Genomic DNA, 23,226 nt, shown 5'->3' on the forward strand with positions numbered 1-23,226 from the left:
GAAAGTGTCCTCCTTAACGCCACAGGGTTAAATGTTCCGCTATGGGGCCTAGTACCATTGCCGGAAAAAAAGTCAATGCAGCAATAATAATGACTACCATGAGCAGCGATATGGTAAATGTACTTGTATCTGTCTTTAATGTACCGGTAGATTCGCTAACTGGTTGTTTCACCATTAGTGAGCCCGCTATGGACAATTGAATAATAATAGACAGATAGCGTCCGAAAAACATAACCAGTCCTGTGGTAATATTCCAAAAATATGTATTATCTCCTAAGCCTTCAAAACCGGACCCATTGTTGGCGGCAGAAGAGGAGTATTCATACAGCACCTGTGTCAAGCCATGGTACCCTGGATTGGTGATTCCCGCCAAACCGGCTGGTACAGCAACAGCCAAAGCGGAAAAGCCAAGAATCAGCAGAGGGTGAATGATAATTCCCAATGCTGTCAGCTTCATTTCTTTTCCTTCTATTTTTTTGCCCAGATATTCTGGCGTACGTCCAATCATCAGTCCGCAGATGAATACAGAAAGAATAGCATACAGAATCATATTCATCAGGCCGACTCCCTTGCCGCCAAACACAACATTAAGCATCATGTTCATTAGCGGGACGGCACCCCCCAAGGGTGTAAGTGTATCATGCATGTTATTGACAGTGCCGGTGGTAAAGGCAGTAGTAACCGTTGTGAAAAGGGCTGACTGGGCAATTCCAAATCGGACTTCCTTACCTTCCATATTGCCCATGCTCTGACTTAATCCAACATTTTCCAGTGAAGGGTTACCAGCACTTTCAGCTACAAAGCATATAACCAGACCAATTACAAAAATTATAGACATTACCGCAAAAATAGGTTTTGCCTCGCTGCCAATTAGAATCTTTTTCTCTTTACCTTTTTTTGTTTCTTTTATACGGTTGCGTACCATATGACCGAAAGCTATGATGCATGAACCGGGAAGCAGCATCATGGAAAGCATTTCTACCATATTTGTAATTATATTGGGATTTTCAATTGGTGTGGCTGAATTGGCTCCGAGAAAGCCCCCACCGTTTGTACCCAGATGTTTGATGATCTCAAGGGAAGCCACGGGGCCCATAGCAATGTCCTGATAGGTGCCTTCAACCGTTTGAACTACCATATTCGCAGATAAATTTTGCGGCACACCTTGAGAAACGAGAACCAATCCTCCTAGTATGGAAAGAGGCAGCAAAACTCGTGTTGTGATTCGGATAAGATCAACATAAAAGTTCCCTACGGTTTTTGTTTTTCCGGCAAGTCCGCGCACGAAGGCCATGAAAACGGAAAAGCCAGTAGCTGCAGAGGTAAACATCATAAAGATAATTACCATCATTTGACTAAGATATGAAAGTCCTGATTCTCCAGAATAGTGCTGAAGGTTTGTATTGGTCATAAAACTAATAATCGTGTTAAATGACAGGCTGGGTTCCATTCCGCCGATGCCGTTTGGGTTTAAAATCGGAAGACACTGAATCCTAAGAATCAGATAACCAATGAAAATCATAATTGCGTTAGTTGCAAGCATAGCTAGCGCATACTGCTTCCAATTCATGCCATTATTATCAATACCGCACACACGATAAACGGAATTATCAATCAGGTTAAATGCAGGATCGGCAAATGTTGGCTCTCCTACAGCAATATGATATAAATATTTGCCCATGGGAATAACAAGGACAACAAATATTGTCAAAATTAAAATAATTTGTAACATTGTTTTTTTCACCTTTCTTTTAAAATTTTTCTGGATTAACCAAGGCATATAATAAATACATTCCTAGTGAAATAATAAGAATTCCAAGAAATATCATAATACAAGACCTCCTCTATAATTTTTCAATCTGGCGCCCGCACCAGTTTGTAAGCAGCTTGATTAGAAGATAACTGACTGCCAAAATTCCAAGCATTAAAAAATCCATATTTATTCCTCCTCTTATTTAGATTTTCATACAGTCTAGCATTTTTACTATTAGTTTGGTGTTAGGGTTTTTCGGGCAGAATTAAAATGATATTAAGATAAGAATTATGATTTCTCGATTTTAATGCTAAAAAATAATCCGTGCAATTGCTGACACGGATTATTTTTGTATATATTTACTTATGATACTTAATTTGAGAAAAGCTAAATAGATTTACAGTCATCTAAAACTCGCAGCATTCGATATCCAACACCGATATGGGTCTGAATATATTTAGGCTGAGATGGATTCTTTTCGATTTTCTTTCTCAGAGTTGCCATAAAAACACGCAATGCTGGAACATCACTAGTGTAGTTTCCCCAGATTTCATGTAGGATAAAATTATGGGTCAGAACCTTACCTACATTTTTAGCAAGAAGACAAAGTAGTTTATATTCAATGGGGGTAAGATGAATCTCTTCATCGTCCAGCCAGACACACCCCGCAGCGTAATCAATTTTCAGATTACCGTTTGTAAAAACTGTTGAATCTTTGAGTAGCTTTTCATTATCGTAACGGATACGGCGGAGGCTTACTCGGAGTCTTGCCAAGAGTTCATCCACACTGAATGGTTTTGTCAGATAATCATCCGCACCGGCATCCAGTGCATCTATTTTATCCTTGTCCTCACTACGGGCACTGACAACAATAATAGGAGTGTTTGACCACGAACGTACTTTTTTGATGATATCTACTCCGTCCATGTCAGGCAGTCCTAAATCTAAGATAATGATATCTGGAGGCTTAGAGACAGATTCAAATATTGAAGCTTCGCCTGTTTCAGCCGTGTGATAGAGATATCCCTGTGTTTCCAGAGTTGTGGTGATTAGCGTCCTTATGGCTTTATCGTCTTCCACAACCAAAATTAAAGGTTTATTCATGTATATTCACCTCTTCTGCCTGCAAAGTAAAGCCAAAGACTGTACCATGCAGAATATTATCTTTTACATAAATGATGCCACCGTGTGCATTAATAATTGATTTACATAGAGAAAGTCCTAACCCAAGTCCACGCCGTCCATCTCCCCGAATATTATCAGCAGTATAGAACATATCAAATAGTTTAGCCTTTGCTTCATCCGAAATACCAGAACCATCGTCTGATATTTCTACGCGAACAAATTGTCCGTCTTTTCTAGCTGAAATCGTAATATGTGAACCAGGTGGAGTGTACTTAATAGCATTGTCTATGATATTAATAATTACCTGAATAATGAGTTGGGAATCCATTTTTGCCATTAAAAGATCATCACTCAGAATAGTTTCTATTTGGTAATATACACTGTTTCGATTAATATGGAGCAGGGCTTCTGTTATAACTTCTTCAAGAAGCTCGGGCTGCATATTTAAATTCAGCGTACTGTTATCAATTCGGGTTATGGAAAGCAGGTTTTCTACTAAGTTAATAAGCCACATTGAATCATCATAAATATCGGTATAAAGGCTTTGCTTTTTAGATTCATTTAATACTTTGGAATTTCCCATAAGAATACCTGCGTTACCGGAAATGCTTGTGAGTGGAGTTCGCAAATCGTGGGATATTGCCCGAAGCAGGTTAGCGCGGAGCTGTTCTTGTTGCATTTGCATGGAAATCTGTTTTTGAGTTTCGTTCAAATCTTCTTTTTCCAGAGCTAAAGCACATTCTCCTAACATGGCAATTAGTATGCTTTTTTCAAACGTCTCCAAGGGCGATTCTTTATCCATGGCAACACCCACAACGGCAAACACCGTACCGTTTCCTCTGATAGCAAAGTATAAGCATTTGGCAGCAGAGAGAGTATTGGTTGTAGCACCAGCACGCTTATTGTTTTTGTATACCCATTCGGCCACGGCACGTTCTTCCATTTTGAGATATGACTTAGTGTCAGTTGTGGCATCTTTTTTTGTAAATATCAAAGGGTCCGCCAAATTGGTTTGTTGTGAAGGATAGAAAATTATAGTTCGGTCTAATAATTTTACCATTTGTTGTGCTGCTTCACTCAAAATATCTTCTTTATCTTTGGCCTGCTGCAATTTACGGCTTGTTTCCAGAAGAACTTCTGTCCGGAATGCCTTTTGCGCTGATTGATGTGCCTGTTCCTTTACCCGTTTTGTCAGCGTGCTGGTAATCAGAGAGGCTGCCAGCATAACCAAAAATGTTACCGGATAGCCAGGATCATATGCTTGCAAAGAAAAGCGCGGCTCTGTGAAGAAGTAGTTGAATATCAGTACACATAAAACTGAGGACGCGGCACTGTATAATCTGCCTTTTGTAAGTACAGCATTTAACTGGATGCCCAAAATGTAAACGGTTATAATATTGGCCACGCTAAAATCTAAGTAATCAAACAAAAACCCTATAAAAGTACAAATAAATAAAAGAGCAATGGATTTAGCGGTATCAGCTAGCGACAGATTTGACGGTTTCGAAAGCTTAAGTATATTGATATGGAAAGATGGCTGCGTGTCAGGAATGATGTAAATATCAATCGTTGGAGCCAACTCAGTAAGCCTATCGACGTAATTTGATTTTAACCATCTTTTCGTACGAGATGAACGCCCTAAGACAATTTTAGAAACTCGGCTCGCTTTTGCGTATTCTGCAATCTGTGTGGGAATATCCTGACCATACACTGTAGAAATTTGTGCTCCAAGCTGTTCAGCAAGCCTTAAGTTTTCTTTTAATGCTGCCCTGTTTTTATCTTCCAATTCTTTTGTATCCGATGTTTCCACAAACAATGCTGTGAATGTGCCGTGAAAAGCATCCGCCATCCTTGCAGCTGTTCGGATAACCTTAGCATTGGAGGAAGCTGATGACAGGCATACTAAAATATGTTCATTCGCATAAGAGCTGTTATTTTTTGAAGGCTCATTTTGCACTGAAATCCTGTTTATATGATCGGCTGTTCGGCGAAGTGCAATTTCACGCAGTGCTATGAGATTTTCTTTAGTAAAAAAATTGACAAGAGCCCTTTGAGCTTGTTCTTCCCGATATATTTTTCCTTTGTTCAAGCGGTCTATCAGGTCATCAGGTTCAATATCAACCAGTTCAATTTGATCAGCACTGTCAAATACGCTATCCGGAATACGTTCCCGTACATAGATGCCAGTAATAGATTCTACGATGTCATTCAGGCTTTCGATGTGCTGGACATTAATTGTAGTATATACGTCAATTCCCGCCTGCAAAAGCTCTTCTACATCCTGGTATCTTTTCTTATGGCGGCAGCCGACTGCATTAGTATGAGCCAGTTCATCCACAAGGATAAGAGTGGGTCTTCTTTGCAGGGCACGGTCCAAATCAAACTCCTTTATGAGTATGCCTTTGTATGAAAATTCTAGAGGAGATAAAGATTGCAATTCTTCTAAGAGCGCCATGGTTTCTGGGCGAATGTGAGGCTCAATATAGCCGGCAACCACATCAATTCCATTTGACATTGCTTCATGAGCATCATTTAGCATTGCGCAAGTTTTACCGACACCAGCTGCATAACCAAAATAGATTCTCAATTTGCCCCGTTTTTTACCTGTCGGTAAGGTGGAAAGCTGTTCTAGCAGGGAATAAGAATTAGTTTGATGTATGGACATTGATATATACTCCTCTCTTTTTTAAATAGTATAACATAACCAAAATCAGCGTAGCGTTATAATTTTCACTGTGGTATTAAGATTACATTAAGATACAAAAAATTACGGAATACAATACATAATATAGACCTTAAACCCTTATTTAATCTTAATGCGGAGGAAAAAATCTTGATGCCGTAAATATGGCTTTTACGGATTTTCTGCGTTATGCTTTTGTAAAACTCTTGAAAGGAGATAAATAAGGTGTTTGGATTAAAAAAAGATAGCCCGCATATCATCGTTGTAGGCTGTGGTTCTTTGGGAGCCTATATTGCAGGCAAATTGTCAGAAGAAGAAAATAGTGTAACTGTAATTGATAAAAACAAAAACACTTTTGAGAAATTGCCAGCTTATTTTGGTGGATTTGTTTTAGACCGGGATGCAAATGATGCCAGCGTTTTGCTGGAAGCAAGAATTGAAAATGCAGATGCAATAATTGCTGTTACAGGGGATGACGTTTTAAATATGTTTGTATCAAAAGTTGCAAAAGATATTTATCATGTAAAAAATGTTTTTGCGAGCCTTTATGATCATAATCGAAAAGATGCATATCAGGAACTTGGGATTAAAACAATATGGACGTCAGATTTATGGCTGGATGTTTTTAAGGAGGAGGTAACTCTATGAAAATCTTATTAGCCGGTGACAGCAAACGGTCTTGGAATATTATAAATACTTTACTTGAAAAACAGCATCGTGTGACTGTTCTAAATACAGATATAACATATTGCCAACAACTGGCAGACCAATATGAAGAGATATTAATACTTAATGGCGATAGTACGGAATTGCTAACATTAGGCGAAGCAAACGAAAAAAAGTTTGATATGGTAATTGCTATGTCACTTAATGACTCTGAGAATCTTGTGATTTGCGAACTATGTAAAAATACCTTTCATATACAAAATACTGCGGCTATAATAAATTGCCCTAAAAATACAGACATATTTCATAAATTAGGTGTAAACATTGTTATAGATACGAATACATTTGTTTTGTCTTGTATTAATAATTAATTTTATTATTAACTCAAAATTTAGGAAAAACAAAAAATATAAAAATTATAAATAGAATCGATAATCAAAAATTAATCAATATCAAAGATCAAAATAAATAAAAAACAAAAAACAATAATCCAAGAATTCAAAAATATAAAAATTCACGAATTCTTGGATTATTATAACTGAAATTCAAAAATTATTAAAAAATAATAAATTTTAAATTATAAACGCCAAATCAAAAAAAGCTAAAATAATTAATTAAAAAATAAAAAACATAAAAAATATTCCTTAAAATTAATGCCCCGGCCCTTGCTTTATCAGCCAGCAAGTTTCGGGGCATTTATCATATATCTGCAATAACTGGGATGTCGAAATTACAGATAATATGGCATAAGGGTAAAATTGTACTTTTGTATTAATCATTTAATACAATAATACAAAATTAACATTAGTATTGTAACACTGTATTAATTTAATAGTACAATGCTATTTTTTGACATAAATCTATTTTTTCAATTGAAGTTTTCCAATTTGCGCCATCATATTAATTAAGGTTAAAGCTGCAAGCCTTACAGTGATACCAGAAGGGTCATATTGAGGAGCAACTTCCACAAGATCAATTCCCACGATTTGTCCCATACCACAGATTCCTTTGAATATATCCATAGCTTGGTCATAAAACAGCCCACCCGGATAAGGAGATGCAACGCCAGGAGCAATAGACATATCATACCCGTCTATATCAAAAGTAATAAAATACTTATCTGCTTTTGGAATCCTCTTTAGGACGCCTTCAACACCAATTTCATGTGCTTCTCTTGCAGAAATCAACTGGCTTCCATAACTTTTCGCGTCCATGTAGTCAGACTTTTTACCACTGCCAATCCCGCGTAATCCAATCTGAGCCATCTTGTCTATATGATCCATTTCGGATAGACGGCGCATGGGACTGCCGTTTCCAAATGCCTGAGGACCTACATGGTCAGTCCAGTCTAAATGCGCATCAAACTGAATAATACTTACTTTTTCTCCCACACTTTCAAGAGCTCTTCCCACCGGAATAGTAATGGAATGGTCCCCGCCCATAATAATCGGAATCGTTCCATTTTCAATTATTTTTCTGACAGCATACTCAATTCTTTCAAAAGAATAATCTAAATCACCTTGAAGGATGTCGGCATCACCACAATCTACTATTTTTAAGGGAGCCGCAAGATATTGTTCATCCTCCTCGAAGTCATAAAATCCAGCAGGCCCTTTAGCGTACTGGGTTGAAGCTTCTCTGATTCTACGTGGGCCTAGTCTGGCACCACTAAGAAAGCCGACGCCTAAGTCATAAGGCACACCTAAAACTGCCATATCTGCATCATCTAAATTATCTAAGTCCATGCAAATTGGAAATTTTGCAAAGGAACAAATACCTGTAATTGCTTGATTAATTTTTACCATTTTCTTACCTCCATACTTGTTATATATAACTTAATTTGCTCTAAATTTTTATATAATAAAAACTTTCTTGTTGTTTTTTCTTGTTTGATTGTAACAAGTATAACTCTGTAAAGAAATTGTGTACATAGAGGAAACAATTTGTTATAATGAAAATGGTTAATATAATTAAGTATTTAAGGGTTATACTTTATTATATAAAGCACAAAATCTAGAAAACAATATGAGGGATATTATGGATAATACGGATATTAATATTATAAATATTTTGCAGAAAAACGGCAGAAGTACCATCAAGGAAATTGGAGAGAAGGTAGGATTGACTTCACCGGCTGTTACGGAGAGAATAAGAAGGCTGGAAGGAGCAGAAGTGATAACTGGATACGCTGCGCAAATTGATATGTCAAAGCTGGGCAAGGCGATTTCTGCTTACGTGAACGTGGATGTTTATCCAAAGAAATATGAACTATTTTGCAAATTCTGCGAAGAAACAGAGGCAATTATTGAACATCATCATATAATTGGTGTGCATAATTCCTTGCTTCGTGTTGCAGTAGAAAATTCGGATCAGCTTGAAGTATTACTAAGCCACATAAAAGATTATGGAATATCTCAGACTTCTGTGCTTTTAAAAAGTTACTTTAAGCGAAGGGAAATTAAATAATCCGAGGAAGGCAGGGATATGAGATTATGGTAGTGAACAAAGAAAAACAAATGTCGGAAACTTATGTAGTAGGAATTATATTAGCAATAGTAGGCGGGTATTTAGATGCTTATACATATATATGCAGAGGCCAAGTCTTTGCAAATGCGCAAACAGGAAATATGGTACTTTTGGGGATTCAACTGGCTCAGGGAAATTTTCTAAGAGCGTTGTATTATCTAGTACCTATTATAACATTTTTTGTAGGAGTTTTTTTTGTGGAGTTTATAAAAGCTAAGTTTAAAATTAACAAGACTTTACATTGGAGACAAATTGCAATAGCTATAGAGTTGATATTATTATTGGGCATAGCATTTTTACCAGAAGGCAGATACAATGCAATAGCCACTATTGTAGTGTCATTTGTGTGCTCACTGCAGGCACAGAGCTTTAGAAAATTTAATGGAAATGCCTATGCTTCAACTATGTGCACAGGCAACTTAAGAAGTGCAAGTGAGCATTTTTTCCGTTACAGCAGCTTAAAAAATATGGAAGATCTTAAAGTTACTCTTCAATACCTTATTGTGATTCTATTTTTTATTCTTGGTGCCATAATAGGCTGCTATTTAACAAATGTTTATGAAGTTAAGTCTGTACTTTTTTCCTGCCTTGGACTTGCCGTCGTACTTTTACTGATGATAAAAAAACCAGAAAAGTCGAAAGACGCCTAAACATATAAATGAGTTGCCCATGAAGGTGGTAATAATGGTAAATTGTGCTATAATATGATTAATTATAATTAATATTTTGAATTTTAGAATATTTTATAAAGTAAAGTAATTTTAAAAATAAGGAAAATTGTAGGTAATATAGAAGAGGTGGAAGCACGATGTCTATAGGAAAGAATGATTTTTTGAATGACATGCAATATGCAGATGGGATTACAATAATTGACACTTTCGGAAATATATTATTTTCTGTAAAGTTTAATCCAGCTTTTAATCCGGATAAAAAGGATGATAACAAGGATGTTATAGGTAAAAAATTGTGTGAAGCTTTCCCAAATATTAAAGGGCAGACCAGTACTTTAATGAGAGCTATGGAACTTGGAAAACCAGTATATAGCAATAGGCAAGGCGTGATGGACGAATACGGTAATACTATTTTTACTAAAAATATATCGGTACCGTTAAAAGCAAATGATAGAATTATCGGAGCTATTGAAGTATCAAAAGATCTTAGCAAGCAATCTCTGAATAATGTTGTAATCATGACACCTGATGAATTTAAAGGCTATAAGCCCATGGACAAAAGGTTATATTCGAATAAAGCCCATTATACTTTGGAGGATATAATATCTGGCAATAAAGATGTTTTAGAACAGAAAGAATTTATTAAAAAAATCAAAGATATCTCTGCACCGGTTTTTATCTATGGGGAGACTGGAACAGGCAAAGAACTATTTGCTCATGCCATACACAATGCAAGTAATCGAGCCGAAAGACCTTTTATAACACAAAATTGCGCGGCTATCCCTGAAAACCTTTTAGAAAGTATATTGTTTGGAACAACAAAGGGAAGCTTTACAGGTGCTTATGATAACCCAGGTTTATTTGAATTAGCTGAAGGCGGCACTATTTTTCTTGATGAAATAAATTCAATGCCTATATACCTACAATCTAAATTGCTGCGAGTCTTGCAAGATGGTTACATAAGACGACTCGGTGATAAGTCAGAGAAAAGAGTTGATGTAAGAGTAATATCAGCTGCAAACCTACATCCAAAGGAATGCTTAAGAAATGGACAGCTACGAGAAGATATATATTACAGGCTCTCCGTGTTAACGCTAGAAATGATACCTCTTAGGAAAAGAAAAGACGATATACAAATTCTTCTTAATTTTTTTATTAATGAATATAATATATCCTTTAGTAAGAATATCAAGATGGTTTCCAAAGAAGTGTATGAATACCTCAGAGGGTATTCATGGCCTGGTAATGTTAGAGAATTACAACATCTGGTGGAGTATGCAATGATTTTAGTTGATGTTTCTGAGAATACCATTCATATGGAACATATTGAAAATAGAACAGAAGGCATGGCAAATGATGAACAAGGGCATTGTGAAGTACAGGTTTCCCCATTGAATTCAGCTTTGGAATCTGTTGAAAAAGACATGATTGAAAGGGCAGTAAAATTAACGGAAGGAAATGTATCGAAGGCTGCAAAGCTTCTTGAAATACCTAGACAAACACTGCAGAAGAAAATAATAAAATATAATATAGAACAGCAAAAATTTTGTGTAAAAACATAATTTATGTAAAAATATCTTTAAATAAAAGTTTAATAGGTGGCATTTTCATGGCCACCTATTTTTTTCTATGGCGAATTGTCAAGTCAAGTGAACAATTTTTCATAATACATTTCATAAGGTGTTTTCCAGTTTAAGCATTTACGAGGTCGCTTGTTTAATTCCAATACTTTTTCTTGAATAATACGATCTGAGACATCTGTTAAATCTGCGTTCTTAGGAAAATATTCACGTAAAAGTCCATTAGTATTCTCATTTGTACCACGCTGCCATGGATGATGTAGTGCTGGAAAATAGAAAGGAATACCTCCTAATGCCATGGTAATGTTAGCATGTTGTGCAAATTCTTTACCATGGTCTGGTGTGATTGTTTGTATAGGTTGTCCTGATAACATACTGATCATTTTATCAGATACCGCTTGAGATTCTTTCTTAGCTGCTTTTTCACATAAGAGAAAGCGGCTATTTCTATCTGTAAGTGTTACTAGACATGCCTTACCTGTTTGACCAGCAACCGTATCAGCTTCCCAATCCCCTATACGTTTACGATTATTCGCAACTTCAGGGCGCTCTTCTATAGGGTGGCTAATACGAATTTTTCCTCTTTTTTCAATGTAACCCTTTGCACGTCTTGTTTTCCCCCGATGTCTAAGTTTACGAGCAATACCTCGTTGACCATGTGATAAGAGTCCTTCCTCTAAAAGGCCATTATAGATGCCTCTGTAGATTGTAGAATAGCTAATCACTATAGAATTATTCTCTAGTTTTAATCGGTTTGAAATTTCTTCTGGTGACCATTGGTGTTGCAAAAAAAGTTCCTGTACTTTATCATGATTGCTTTATTAGATAGCAATTGTTTACGTTTACAGTTTTTACGTCTCTTTAAAAAAGAGCAGACTGTTAAATCTACTCTTTAAACATCATTAATAGCATTAAGACAAGCTTATTTTTATTTACAACATACACATATAAAACAACCTCCAGCTAACATGTCATCACTATAATAAAATATTTAATAAAAATACCCTTAAGAAGGGTATTTTTATCAATATCACTATGGAGCTTACATAATTGCAGAGACACGCTCTTAGCTTTTAGTTTGCAAACACACCTTTTATGTTTAATTACAAGAATCAATCATTGATAGGGGAAATTTTTCGATACTTGTCGTTATATTTTGCAATCAATGCTTCTTGTTCTGAAATACTCTTCATTTTATAGATTGATGTTCCTTCCGTTAATAAATTAGAATCCCAATCTTGATTACCACTAATAGGTTTGATAGAAATATTTCTTTTGACCTGCCCAACCTCATTGGCAATTTGGTCTTCCTGAACAGGTTCGTTGGTAATAATATAATATCGCTCGTTATAAAACAAATAATCATAATTATAATTATTCAGTATATTTGCAACAAAAATTCCACCAATGATAATAACAAATGCTAATATAAACACGCCAAACGAACGATTTTTCAATATTATACCTCCTAAATAAACTACAAAAATAAATAACAGTCTTAGAATTATTATTTTTCAACAGCAACGATATATGTATCACGAACAGCATAACGAGTTTGAATAGAATAGCTTTGCCATTTCTTCGTGTTATAGTTATACATTCCTGCTTTGTATGTAATCTTATAAGTATCTCCGTAAATTGCAGGTCTAGTTGCTTTTGAAGAATTTGCTGCAACTACAAAACCACTACCATTTGAAGCAGGATTGTAACTTACACTTGCATATGTTCCTCCAATAGAAATATTAATTGATGCTTTTGTTCTTAGGAAGAAATACGCAGAGATATTTTTCTGATAACCACTAAAGTCAGGATGCCATGCTATAAATGCATCACTTTTATAGATAACATCACTTGTGACTTCTTCTGTATACCCAACCCCACTTCCTCCAATTCTGGAAGGCGATATTTCACCAGCAAAAGCTGTTGTTTGGAAACATAAAACAATGGCCAAAACCAAATAAATAGATTTAATATATTTTTTCATATGAATACATCCTTTCGTTTATTACTTAAACTTTATACATGAAAGTGCCTTTTAGATTTCATAAAAATTCCCCCTTTGTCTTTCAATAATCTCATCCTGTTCCCCAAGTATATCATCATATAATCATGTGTTTATCAAATAAGATAATACATATTATTTCAAAATATTACATATTATTTCGTAATATTACATATTTCTACATTTATTTTTTGAGTTATAAATGCATTTCTTGGCCTTGAGAGTGGCAGTTAGTCCTAAAATGAACGAAGCCGCTTAAATTCTCAGGTTTAAGCGGCTGTTGCTATTTTGGGGCATACACAAGGTAATAACTCCGACTACAAGCATCCCCAAGGTGCTAAAAGTTGTTATTCCTTCGCATATGACCATAGCATTACATTTTACCGTCTACAGTCCAATCATCTTCATACACCATAGGTATTCACCGTTACCGTATGTTTTACTGGCTTCTTCTTTGTGCCCTTCAATGCCACATCTGTATAAATTTGTGCATTCTTATAGTGTGACCATTGGTGTTGCAAAAAAAGTTCCTATACCTTATCATGAATTGCTTTATTAGATAGCAGTTGTTTACGTTTACAGTTTTTACGTCTCTTTAAATATTTTCTTTGAGCTATAGAAGGAGAATAAGTACCGTTACTAACTGAGTTTCTTTTGATTTCTCTTGATATAGATGATTTGTTTCTATTGAGTTTACTTGCAATAAAGCTTAAAGATTTACATTGACCAAGTAGAAATAATATTCTTTCCCTCTCAAAGGTGGTAAAATGTGTGTACTGGCTCATAGAATTAATCCTTTCAATAGTTGTATTCGCAAAGACTATTTTACTCGGATTTTTCTTATGAGTCATATTTTTTATGCGTTGCACTTAGATTATAAATTCGCCATATAAACAACCGAACAAATTTTTGAAAATAATAACGAAGTGCCCAGAAAATAACATTAAGTGCCCAAAATATAACATTACGTATTCAAAATATAAAAACAGGTGCCCTAAATATAACAATAATACCCCAATTGTCCTAACAGTAACTTATCTTCTGTTCATTTTACAAAAAAATTGCAGGATTATAAAACCATGAGTATTAGCTAATAATTGTTGGCAATTGAACATTTGTCACTATTATAAAGAAATGTGACATATTCAGAAAATTTTGGCATCATAGTTGCTATTAAAGATAGTTGATACGTATCAAAACAAAAAAAATAATATAAAGAAGGTGGTACTGAAATGATCTTTGGTGTACTAAAAGATATAAAAGAAGGAGAAAACAGAGTGATTGCAACTCCTTCAGAAGTAAATAGTATTAAAAGTGATGGTCATATTGTATTTGTTCAAAAAGATGCTGGACTAAAGGCAGGATTTACAAATAGCGATTATCAAAAGTCAGGCGCTCAAATAGTAGAAACGGCAGAGGAAGTCTACAAAGAATGTGACTTTATAGCCAAAGTTAAAGAAATAGAGGAGTCCGAGTATAAATTACTTAAAGAAGGACAACTCATATACACATGTATACATCCAGCGGCACATGAAGAAGAAATCCAAGCTTTACTTAATAAGAAGTGCATTGCCTTTACAGCGGAAGATTCACATAGATTTGGTTCGGTTAACTGTGAAGCAGCTGGAAAACAGGGGGCTTTAATGGGTTTGTATTCAATGCTTTCCTATAATGGAGGAAAAGGAAAATTTGTAAGTGGTTTAGCTGGGGCACCAGGAATAAAAGTCCTTATACTTGGAGCAGGATTAGTTGGAAAATCTGCGCTGCAAGTTCTCCATTCCCTTGGAGCATGGTGCACTGTGATGGATGTTAGTATGGAAACGCTAAGAGATATCGGGAAAGTATATAATGAAAAAGTAAACACTCAATTTTCCACTAAGCAAAATATAAAAAAGATTCTTCCCGAAACCGATTTGGTTATCAATAGTGTAAAATGGCCTAAGGGTTGTACAGATTACTTAATTGATCGTGATATGCTCAATTTAATGGAAAAAGGGTCCGTAATTGTAGACATAAGTAATGATACTCCTGGGGCAATCGAATCTTTTCATGAAACAACATTTGAAGCTCCAACATATGTAGAAAATGGGATTGTGCATTACGGCGTAAGTAATATTCCAGGTTCCATTGCAAGGTCGGTATCAGAAGCATATGCGGCCTCCATATTGCCACACCTTCGTTCCATTCTCAACTTGGGAATAGAAAAAGCATGTATAAGAGATGGCTATTTAAGGAGAAGTTTAACAACGTATAAAGGATATCTTACTCATGAAGAAACAAGTGCGATTCAAAACAGACCATGGATAAGACCTGAAGATATATTAAAAATATCAAATGAAATATTGGATCCGGCACCACCAGCTACTGTATCTAGATCAAATAATTTTTATAAAATCTAATGAAGAAGGAGAGCTAAGTGATGACAGTATACACATTATTAGTTGATTTAGCTTGTGCAAGTGGGCTTATTTTAATAGGAATGTTGCTTCGAGCTAAAGTCAAATTTATTCAGGAAAGTTTTATTCCGGCAAGCCTGATAGCCGGATTTATGGGATTGATTTTAGGCAAAAACTTCTTAAATATTTTGCCTTTTTCAGATGATATTAGTACCTATGCGGGGTTAATAACCATTTTTGTATTTGCTTCAGTAGGTATTAACGGCTTTTCTTTTTCTCCTGGGAATATGAAAAAAGACCTTAATCGGATGGGTGCCTATGCATCGTATAAGATTTTAATTATGGCGGCTCAATTTTGTATACCTATTGCCTTTTCTATTTTAGTAATATCAAAAATAAATCCTCAAATAAATAATGGCTTTGGTATGGTGTTAGTAGCAGGATTTTATGGAGGACATGGAACCGCGGCTGCAATAGGATCGTCCTTTGAAAAATTAGGGTGGTCTGCAGCAACGGATTTGGCTATGACAGCAGCAACGGTAGGTATTTTAACAGGTATTTTTGGAGGACTTATCTTTATAAAATGGGCAACAAAAAAAGGATATACTCACTATGTTAAGGATTTTTCAAAGATATCAGAAGACCTAAAGACAGGCTTAGTTAAAGAAGAAAATAGAGTGGCAATGGGAGCAGATACGGTTTCTTCTATTGCTCTGGATCCGCTAGCATTTCATACAGCACTGATACTTATACCGTCAGGCCTGGGATATTTATTAAATACATATATTGCAACAAGATGGGGCCTTGAATTCCCAACATTTACAGTAGCATTTGTGATTGCATTGGTGATGTTTATGTTGTTAGGAAAAGGGAAAAAAGGTGTATACAAATACGTTGACGATAAAATAATCAATAGAATAGGCAGCGCAGCAACTGATTATTTGGTATTTTTTGGGGTAGCTTCAATAAACTTACCAGTAATTGTTGAATATGCATTACCGCTGGGATTATTAATGATATCAGGAATATTGGTAGTTGTATTAATGTTAAGAGTAATGGGACCAGTGATGAACAACGAAAGCTGGTTTGAACGGTCAATATTTGTTTATGGATATGCTACTGGTGTATTTGCCATAGGGCTTACATTATTAAGGGTAGTGGATCCAGACAATAAGTCTAAGACTCTTTCGGATACCGCCATAGTTGGTTCCCTGAATACACCAATAGAATTATTTGCGTGGTCTGCTGGGCCGGCCATGTTACTTGGAGGGCAGCACTGGGCATTTGTTGGGATTTTTGCATTAATAGGTGTAGTATGTATTTTCATTAATACCATTTTTAAATGGTGGTATTGGAAGATACCTCTTGGTGGAAGATCAGCTGTTCAATTTGAAGAGAATAATAGTGTAATAACTAAAACTGATATTGCTTAGCTTTAGGTCAAAGCTAAAATAAAAAAACGGCGAGGTTCTATAAAATATAGGACTCGCCGTTTTTCTATTTTAGCTCTTTGTATTCCTTTGTTATAAAATTAATGAAAATCTTAATATTTTCCTAAGGAATTAATAACAAATAGTAAATTAGTTCTGATAAAATAGAAGAAGAAACCCAGCATGTTAGGAGGATTGAAATAAATGAAGGAAAGTATACTTATTGTAGATGATGAACAGGAAATTGCCGATTTAGTTGAAGTATATCTGAATAATGAAGAGTATAAAGTTTTTAAGTTTTATACAGCTGCAGAAGCCTTGGCCTGCATTAATGAAGAGAAAATAGATTTGGCACTTTTGGATGTAATGCTTCCAGACGGCAATGGGTTTAGTATCTGTCAGCATATAAGGGAAAAGTATACCTATCCAGTCATTATGCTTACTGCAAAAGAGGAAGAAACCGATAAGATAACCGGACTGACTCTTGGAGCCGATGATTACATTACAAAGCCATTCAGGCCGCTAGAACTGGTTGCAAGAGTTAAAGCGCAGCTGCGACGATATACCAAGTATAATTCGGCTCCTGTAGAGCCAGACTCGGTTATTGTTCATTCGGGGCTGGTGATCGATACGAATACTCATGAATGCTTATTGAATGAAAAGCCGCTGGCTCTTACCCCCACAGAATTTTCAATTTTAAAAATTCTATGTTTGCAGAAAGGAAATGTTGTTAGTTCTGAACAGCTTTTCTATGAAATCTGGGGGGACGAATATTTTAGCAAAGGGAATAATACCATTACTGTGCACATCCGCCATTTAAGAGAAAAGATGGGAGATTGTGTTGAAAACCCTAAATATATCAAAACGGTATGGGGGGTAGGGTATAAAATTGAAAAATAGTATTTTAGGAGATAAAGTATATCAAAAGCTTATTCAAAAGATTTTCTTGCAGTGTCTGATGATTGTTTTAGTTGCCATAGTGTTGGTTATCATCATTCGCTCCGCAGGAAGAGGATATATTGGAAATAAAATTACTGAAGTTATTTGCGCCATTACGGGCGCAGACTGGGAGCGTGCAAGCGATCTTTATTTTGGATATATAAGAAGTCAAATTGATACAGTAATGATGATTACATGCATTATCTTCTTTATAATTCTGTTCCGGTTTTCTTTATCCTGGTTTACAAAATATTTTGACGAAATTGTATCAGGTGTAGATCAACTGGTCAGAGAAGATAAGAATAGAATAATTATGTCTCCAGAACTTAATTTTATGGAATCAAAACTAAATCAGGTAAAAGAAGAGCTGGCAAAAAGGGCAGAAGCAAAAGAGGAAGCTGAAAAAAGAAAAAATGATCTGGTTGTATATCTTGCCCATGACATCAAAACGCCACTTACTTCTGTAATTGGATATTTAAGCTTGATGGATGAAATTATGGACATGCCCATAGCACAAAAAGCAAAGTATGTACATATAACTTTAGAAAAAGCTTATCGGTTAGAAAAGCTTATAAATGAATTCTTTGAAATTACCCGGTACAATCTTGAATCCATACCATTAAATAAAGAGAGGATTGATTTGTATTATATGTTTGTGCAAATTGCTGACGAGGCCTATCCAGCATTAGTGGCAAGCAATAAAAAAGTAAAAATCCATGCTTCTGAGAATTTAACAATTTTTGCGGACTCAGAAAAACTGGCAAGAGTATTTAACAATATATTAAAGAACGCTATTTCGTACAGTCCACCCAATAGTATCATCGATGTTTATGGAGAAATTCAGGAGAGCAATGCAATTATTCGATTTGAAAACCCTGGTGTTATTCCAAAAGAAAAGATTGGTGTAATATTTGAAAAGTTCTACCGGCTTGATTATGCCAGATCCAGCGCCACAGGAGGCGCAGGGTTGGGGCTGGCTATTGCCAAAGATATTATAAAGCTCCATGGAGGCTCCATAGAGGCAATTTGTGAAGAAGGAAAAATAATTTTTAAAATAACACTACCCAATATAAAAGATTTCTTCACAAATTCTTAATAAATTAATAATTAGATATTAAAACATTAACTATCCCCTTGTGATAAAATAAATTTGTCGAAAGGGGATATTGTTTTATGGCATATATTGTGGCAATGAAGGGTTACATCTTACCAGGGCTGATAGCAAGTGTAATTGTTTTACTCACATCAGAAATTAATTTAAAAAGAAGGCATGAACATGTTGCGGTGATTCACAGGGTACTGCTAATATGTTTGGGATTATACCTAACTATTGTCTTTTCTGTTACCATTTCACCTGATATGGGGGTATCCATAAGCAGCGTTGGGAAAAACATAAATTTAAATCCTTTTATGGTATTAAAAAATATAGCAAATAACCCAATGAATTTTTTTGGTAACATGCTCATGTTTGTTCCTATAGGGGTTTTGTTGGTACTTTTGTCGTACAAGTGTCAGAAGCTTCATGTAACGTTATTGATAGGAATGGGCATTTCTTTATTCATTGAAATTATACAATTGTTTGAGTCACGGGGTACGGACGTGGATGACGTTATATTAAATACAATTGGGACCTTTGCAGGTTATATAGTGGGAAAATTACTATTGCTTATCATTCCATCATTACGTCGGAGAGTGGGCGTAATAAAGAAAATAGATGGCAAGTATCGAAGAAGACTAAATGATACTGGAGTTATTACTGCTTTATGTTTTGTAATTGCTATTTCTGTATTTACAACAGGTTTTGCAGAAAGAGGGAATTTGGTAGAAACAAATCAATTTCATGAAAAAGTACTTGCAAAAGTAGCAGCAGCAAAGGTAAAAACCGCAGACGAGATGCTTTCACCAGACCTTATAGCAAAGAATGCATATTTTATTAATGTATCTTCAAATACAGTATATTATAAAAAGGAGAGTCAACAAAAAATTGCGCCTGCAAGTACAACGAAGATGCTGACCGCTTTAACCGCATTAGATTATTGTGATATGGATGAGGAGGTAAACGTAGGCGAGGAAGTCAAATTAATTACAGAAAATGCTTCAAGAGCCTGGCTTTATCCGGGAAATGAATTAACCGTTCACCAATTACTCGATGGACTTCTGTTACCATCAGGAAATGATGCGGCCTATGCTCTTGGGGTTTTTACAGGAAGAAAAATAGCCGGAGATGAAAATCTTTCCATTAATGAAGCGCTAACAGTTTTTATGGCAGCCATGAATAAAAAAGCCATATCGGTTGGTGCAAAAAATTCTAATTTTATACGTCCAGATGGGTATGATTCTGAGAATCAATATACAACAGCTGAAGATCTTGCATTTATTGCAAAAGAATTTTTAGATTGCAGAAAATTGAAATCTATAGCTGGTTCTTATAGCATTTCTGACAAGTGGATTAGTGGGCAAAATGTGACGTATCACAATACAAATGAATTAATAAATCCAGAAAGTCCGTATTATTATGAACCAGCCATTGGGCTTAAAACAGGGAAAAGCGAAAGCGCGGGCTGTTGTCTCGTATCTGCTGCAAAGGTACAGGGGGATATATACATCGGCGTAGTTATGGGAAGCACAGAAGAAGGTAGATGGAAAGACAGCCTGGGATTATACAATGAAATGGAAGAAAGAAGGGGAAGATAAAGAATAAGGAAAGAACGTATTCTTAGGTATATTGATTGCGCTCTTTCCTTGTTATATTATAAAGGGTATTCACTTTTAAGCAATGAATAAATTATTTGGTCAAGATAACCTCTTTCAGCTTTATAATTCTGCCTGAGAACCCCATCACAATGCATTCCAAGACTTTCATATAGTTTGATACCAATAGAGTTGTCAGGGTAAACATCGAGCCAAAATCGATTTACTTTTAAATCGTTAAAGGCGTAAGCAAATAATGACAGCATAGCTTCTTTTCCATAGCCAATGCCTTTTTCGGTAATGGCGATTCTTCGTAACTCGAAAATCTCTGATTTAAAATCCAGCCTAATCAAAGCATAGCCTACCGTTTTTTTATTATCCTTAGTTCTAAAAACCAAAAGCCGATGATTCGGATCTTTGATTTCCGACTTGTGCTCATCGTAGGTTCCTATCCAAAGGAAATCACGATTATCTTTATGACTTTCAATTTGAATGATGGTATCAATGTCAGCTTCTTCAGCTTCTACAATATTTAGACGAGAGGTCTTAATCATAATAAAACAATCCTTTCTGACTACAATTATAAATTAATCTTCTGGGTAAACATATTTTTTAGTTACGGAACTGGAGTATGTAGAATGGATCATTGCTCCATAGCAGGCTTCAAATTCAATAATATTCCCCAAGGAAATATCCGTTTCACAATCAGTAACATCAAGTATTAAATGATCACTGCTACCACCTTCTACTGATGCACCTTTTAATTTGGGAAGTACACTGAAAATATCTCCAATATCCCTCTTTCCCAAAGCCACTAAAGCTCTTTTTCTTAACCCTTTGTCCATATACTCAGGTGTGTTGCCAAAGGCGTCTACAAAAATTTCTCCTATAGGATAGGAAGGCTTTTCTTTTACCTCTATTACTTGCGCTTTGATTACGTAATTATTTCTACGGAACATAGGAAGATCCAGCCCCCAAATATCTTGCAGGTCTCTTGCATTTACAATACCTTCGCCTACCCGCAAGTGATTAATACCTTCTGGGATTGTCCCATTTAGTACCATAGGCAGAGAAGAGGTTGCACCGCCAGATACTATATCAAGTTTTCGCCCGATAGTCTTTGATATTTTATTGGCTATAGAAACCAGTGTACCTAGGTTTGTTTCATTTGGCTTAATGGAACCAAAGCATCCCAAGTTTGTTCCGATACCATAAAGAGTAATGTTACTTAACTGTCTTTCAATATAAACAGCATCTTTTATAAGGTCATCTTCTTTTATATAACCTTCTCTAAGATCACCTAAATCCATCATAAGTATAACCTTATGATTCTTATTTTGATTTTTAGCGATTTCATTAAGAACTTTAATATTTTCAATTTCAGAGTTAAGGCTTATATCTGTGTATGTGATAACGTCCTCGAGTTCACAGGGCATAGGAATTCTGATTAGGAGAACAGGAGCAGTCATACCTAATTCACGCATTCGCTTAATGGTATTCATTCTTGAGTCTCCAATAGAGATACAACCTGCATTTAACATTTGCTTGGCAACTTCTAAATATGAGTTTTCATAGGAGTCTGTTCCTTTTACAACCCCAGTAACTTGAATGTTTTTTTTCTGACACATATCTACTACTGCTTTTGAATTATGATAAATTCCCTCCAGGTTAATTTCTAACACTGGATAGCTTTGATAGGTCTCCATACCTAAACCTCCTTTAAAACTGCTTATATGAGTGGTTAAATTAGGAAAAGCAGATAAAAAATATAATATTTAAATAGATTCTACATCATGTTGCAGCGAATAACAAGATTTGGATAATAAAAGAAGAAGTTATGGAATCACTAATTTTTAGCCATTAGTAAGGCTGTTTTGTATCTCATAACAGAAAATATAAAAATTTTAGTTAAATTCCATTGACAAGTTTATTTGATATCTGTATACTACAAAACAAGTTACATTTCATACTAATCCGATATGAAATGTATGAATAAGAATGAGGTGGAATCATGCTAGAAATTAAAAATATCTGTAAATCTTTTAAAGACAATACGGTTCTGGATGGTATCAATATAAAAATTGAAAAGGGGGATGTTGTTGTTCTTCTTGGACCAAGTGGTTCAGGCAAAACCACTCTTCTTCGTTGTATTAACTTTCTTGAGAAGGCGGATAGTGGATTAATTACTTTCGATGATGTGTCTGCAGATTTTACTAACATTACAAAAAAGGATATTTCTACACTTCGTAAAAAAACTGGTTTTGTATTCCAAAACTATAATTTATTTAACAATAAAACTGCACTGGACAATGTTGCCATAGGATTAATTCATGCCAGAAAGATTTCGCCAGAAGAGGCCTACAAAATATCAAAGAACGCGTTGGATAAAGTGGGACTGAAGGATAAATATGATTTTTATCCTTCACAGTTATCCGGTGGGCAGCAGCAACGAGTAGGCATTGCAAGAGCTTTTGCATTTAATCCATACGTCATCTTATTTGATGAGCCTACATCGGCATTAGATCCAGAACTTATTTCAGAGGTTCTTTCTATTATGAAAAACCTGGCCAAGGAAGGAACGACCATGCTAGTAGTTACCCATGAAATGAGCTTTGCTCAGGAGGTTGCAAACCAGGTGATTTTTATGGATAAAGGTAAAATTGTAGAACAGGGCCCCCCCGCTGATATATTTACACATCCAAAAGAGGAACGAACAAAGCAGTTCTTAAGAAGAATAAATAATTACACAGATTATGCAATATAG

22 protein-coding genes are annotated in these 23,226 nt (G+C 35.4%); 11 read left to right on the forward strand and 11 right to left on the reverse strand.

Annotated elements, in window-relative coordinates:
- Positions 1-13: 13 nt before the first annotated feature.
- The 4 genes from kdpA to RTW14_RS13410 all read right to left on the reverse strand — a co-directional run bounded on the left by kdpA (position 14) and on the right by RTW14_RS13410 (position 5,543).
- Positions 14-1,732 carry a potassium-transporting ATPase subunit KdpA gene (kdpA, locus tag RTW14_RS13400; protein ID WP_312652228.1) on the reverse strand — a complete coding sequence of 573 codons (1,719 nt, stop codon included), beginning with the start codon at positions 1,730-1,732 and terminating at the stop codon, positions 14-16.
- 19 nt (positions 1,733-1,751) lie between these two features.
- Positions 1,752-1,829: a K(+)-transporting ATPase subunit F gene (kdpF, locus tag RTW14_RS18865; protein WP_442871574.1), complete on the reverse strand. Its 78-nt coding sequence runs from the start codon at positions 1,827-1,829 to the stop codon at positions 1,752-1,754.
- A gap of 311 nt (positions 1,830-2,140) precedes the next feature.
- Positions 2,141-2,857 carry a response regulator gene (locus RTW14_RS13405; protein WP_312652230.1) on the reverse strand — a complete coding sequence of 239 codons (717 nt, stop codon included), beginning with the start codon at positions 2,855-2,857 and terminating at the stop codon, positions 2,141-2,143.
- Positions 2,850-5,543 (reverse strand): sensor histidine kinase KdpD, encoded by a 2,694-nt coding sequence (locus RTW14_RS13410; RefSeq protein WP_312652234.1) that lies wholly within the window; start codon positions 5,541-5,543, stop codon positions 2,850-2,852. The genes RTW14_RS13405 and RTW14_RS13410 overlap by 8 nt, the downstream gene beginning before the upstream one ends.
- 243 nt (positions 5,544-5,786) lie before the next feature.
- Between RTW14_RS13410 and RTW14_RS13415 the strand changes: the two genes are divergently transcribed.
- A complete protein-coding gene (locus RTW14_RS13415) occupies positions 5,787-6,209 on the forward strand; it encodes a potassium channel family protein (RefSeq protein ID WP_312652235.1) in 423 nt (140 codons plus the stop codon).
- Entirely contained in the window at positions 6,206-6,598 is a 393-nt protein-coding gene (locus RTW14_RS13420) for an NAD(P)-binding protein (protein WP_312652237.1), read from the forward strand. Before RTW14_RS13415 ends, RTW14_RS13420 begins: the two co-directional genes overlap by 4 nt.
- A gap of 489 nt (positions 6,599-7,087) precedes the next feature.
- Here RTW14_RS13420 and speB read toward each other — a convergent pair whose 3' ends face one another.
- Positions 7,088-8,032: an agmatinase gene (gene speB / locus RTW14_RS13425; RefSeq protein ID WP_312652239.1), complete on the reverse strand. Its 945-nt coding sequence runs from the start codon at positions 8,030-8,032 to the stop codon at positions 7,088-7,090.
- Between the two features lie 232 nt (positions 8,033-8,264).
- Between speB and RTW14_RS13430 the strand changes: the two genes are divergently transcribed.
- From RTW14_RS13430 to RTW14_RS13440, 3 genes are all read left to right on the forward strand, one after another.
- Positions 8,265-8,693, forward strand: coding sequence for an Lrp/AsnC family transcriptional regulator (locus RTW14_RS13430; protein WP_312652241.1), 429 nt, complete (start codon positions 8,265-8,267; stop codon positions 8,691-8,693).
- 26 nt (positions 8,694-8,719) lie between these two features.
- Entirely contained in the window at positions 8,720-9,403 is a 684-nt protein-coding gene (locus RTW14_RS13435) for a YoaK family protein (RefSeq protein WP_312652243.1), read from the forward strand.
- A gap of 158 nt (positions 9,404-9,561) precedes the next feature.
- Positions 9,562-10,986 carry a sigma-54 interaction domain-containing protein gene (locus RTW14_RS13440; protein ID WP_312652245.1) on the forward strand — a complete coding sequence of 475 codons (1,425 nt, stop codon included), beginning with the start codon at positions 9,562-9,564 and terminating at the stop codon, positions 10,984-10,986.
- Between the two features lie 83 nt (positions 10,987-11,069).
- On the opposite strand, the gene RTW14_RS13445 is transcribed toward RTW14_RS13440, so the two are convergent.
- From RTW14_RS13445 to RTW14_RS18870, 4 genes are all read right to left on the reverse strand, one after another.
- The gene (locus RTW14_RS13445) at positions 11,070-11,792 is read right to left on the reverse strand and encodes an IS30 family transposase (RefSeq protein WP_312652247.1); all 723 of its coding nucleotides are present in this window, start codon (positions 11,790-11,792) and stop codon (positions 11,070-11,072) included.
- 324 nt (positions 11,793-12,116) lie between these two features.
- Positions 12,117-12,461 (reverse strand): hypothetical protein, encoded by a 345-nt coding sequence (locus tag RTW14_RS13450; protein ID WP_312652249.1) that lies wholly within the window; start codon positions 12,459-12,461, stop codon positions 12,117-12,119.
- Positions 12,462-12,511: 50 nt separating this feature from the next.
- On the reverse strand, positions 12,512-12,988 hold the full coding sequence (locus RTW14_RS13455) for a hypothetical protein (protein WP_312652253.1): 477 nt from the start codon (positions 12,986-12,988) through the stop codon (positions 12,512-12,514).
- Between the two features lie 548 nt (positions 12,989-13,536).
- The gene (locus tag RTW14_RS18870; RefSeq protein ID WP_442871575.1) at positions 13,537-13,857 is read right to left on the reverse strand and encodes a helix-turn-helix domain-containing protein; all 321 of its coding nucleotides are present in this window, start codon (positions 13,855-13,857) and stop codon (positions 13,537-13,539) included.
- Between the two features lie 381 nt (positions 13,858-14,238).
- On the opposite strand from RTW14_RS18870, the gene RTW14_RS13460 reads away from it, so the two are divergent.
- The 5 genes from RTW14_RS13460 to RTW14_RS13480 all read left to right on the forward strand — a co-directional run bounded on the left by RTW14_RS13460 (position 14,239) and on the right by RTW14_RS13480 (position 20,465).
- Positions 14,239-15,405 carry an alanine dehydrogenase gene (locus RTW14_RS13460; RefSeq protein WP_312652255.1) on the forward strand — a complete coding sequence of 389 codons (1,167 nt, stop codon included), beginning with the start codon at positions 14,239-14,241 and terminating at the stop codon, positions 15,403-15,405.
- A gap of 20 nt (positions 15,406-15,425) precedes the next feature.
- The gene (locus RTW14_RS13465; protein WP_312652257.1) at positions 15,426-16,835 is read left to right on the forward strand and encodes a sodium/glutamate symporter; all 1,410 of its coding nucleotides are present in this window, start codon (positions 15,426-15,428) and stop codon (positions 16,833-16,835) included.
- 201 nt (positions 16,836-17,036) lie between these two features.
- Positions 17,037-17,732 carry a VanR-ABDEGLN family response regulator transcription factor gene (gene vanR / locus RTW14_RS13470; RefSeq protein WP_312652259.1) on the forward strand — a complete coding sequence of 232 codons (696 nt, stop codon included), beginning with the start codon at positions 17,037-17,039 and terminating at the stop codon, positions 17,730-17,732.
- Entirely contained in the window at positions 17,716-18,867 is a 1,152-nt protein-coding gene (locus RTW14_RS13475; RefSeq protein WP_442871576.1) for a sensor histidine kinase, read from the forward strand. The genes vanR and RTW14_RS13475 overlap by 17 nt, the downstream gene beginning before the upstream one ends.
- A 77-nt stretch (positions 18,868-18,944) precedes the next feature.
- Entirely contained in the window at positions 18,945-20,465 is a 1,521-nt protein-coding gene (locus RTW14_RS13480; RefSeq protein WP_312652264.1) for a VanZ family protein, read from the forward strand.
- A 56-nt stretch (positions 20,466-20,521) separates the two neighbouring features.
- Here RTW14_RS13480 and RTW14_RS13485 read toward each other — a convergent pair whose 3' ends face one another.
- Positions 20,522-21,016 (reverse strand): GNAT family N-acetyltransferase, encoded by a 495-nt coding sequence (locus RTW14_RS13485; protein ID WP_312652266.1) that lies wholly within the window; start codon positions 21,014-21,016, stop codon positions 20,522-20,524.
- A 33-nt stretch (positions 21,017-21,049) separates the two neighbouring features.
- The gene (locus RTW14_RS13490) at positions 21,050-22,168 is read right to left on the reverse strand and encodes an alanine/ornithine racemase family PLP-dependent enzyme (RefSeq protein WP_312652268.1); all 1,119 of its coding nucleotides are present in this window, start codon (positions 22,166-22,168) and stop codon (positions 21,050-21,052) included.
- A gap of 305 nt (positions 22,169-22,473) precedes the next feature.
- Here RTW14_RS13490 and RTW14_RS13495 point away from each other — a divergent pair, with 305 nt between their 5' ends.
- Positions 22,474-23,226 (forward strand): amino acid ABC transporter ATP-binding protein, encoded by a 753-nt coding sequence (locus RTW14_RS13495; RefSeq protein ID WP_312652270.1) that lies wholly within the window; start codon positions 22,474-22,476, stop codon positions 23,224-23,226.

Source organism: Aminipila sp., assembly GCF_032051575.1.
Taxonomy (GTDB): Bacteria; Bacillota; Clostridia; order Peptostreptococcales; family Anaerovoracaceae; genus Aminipila.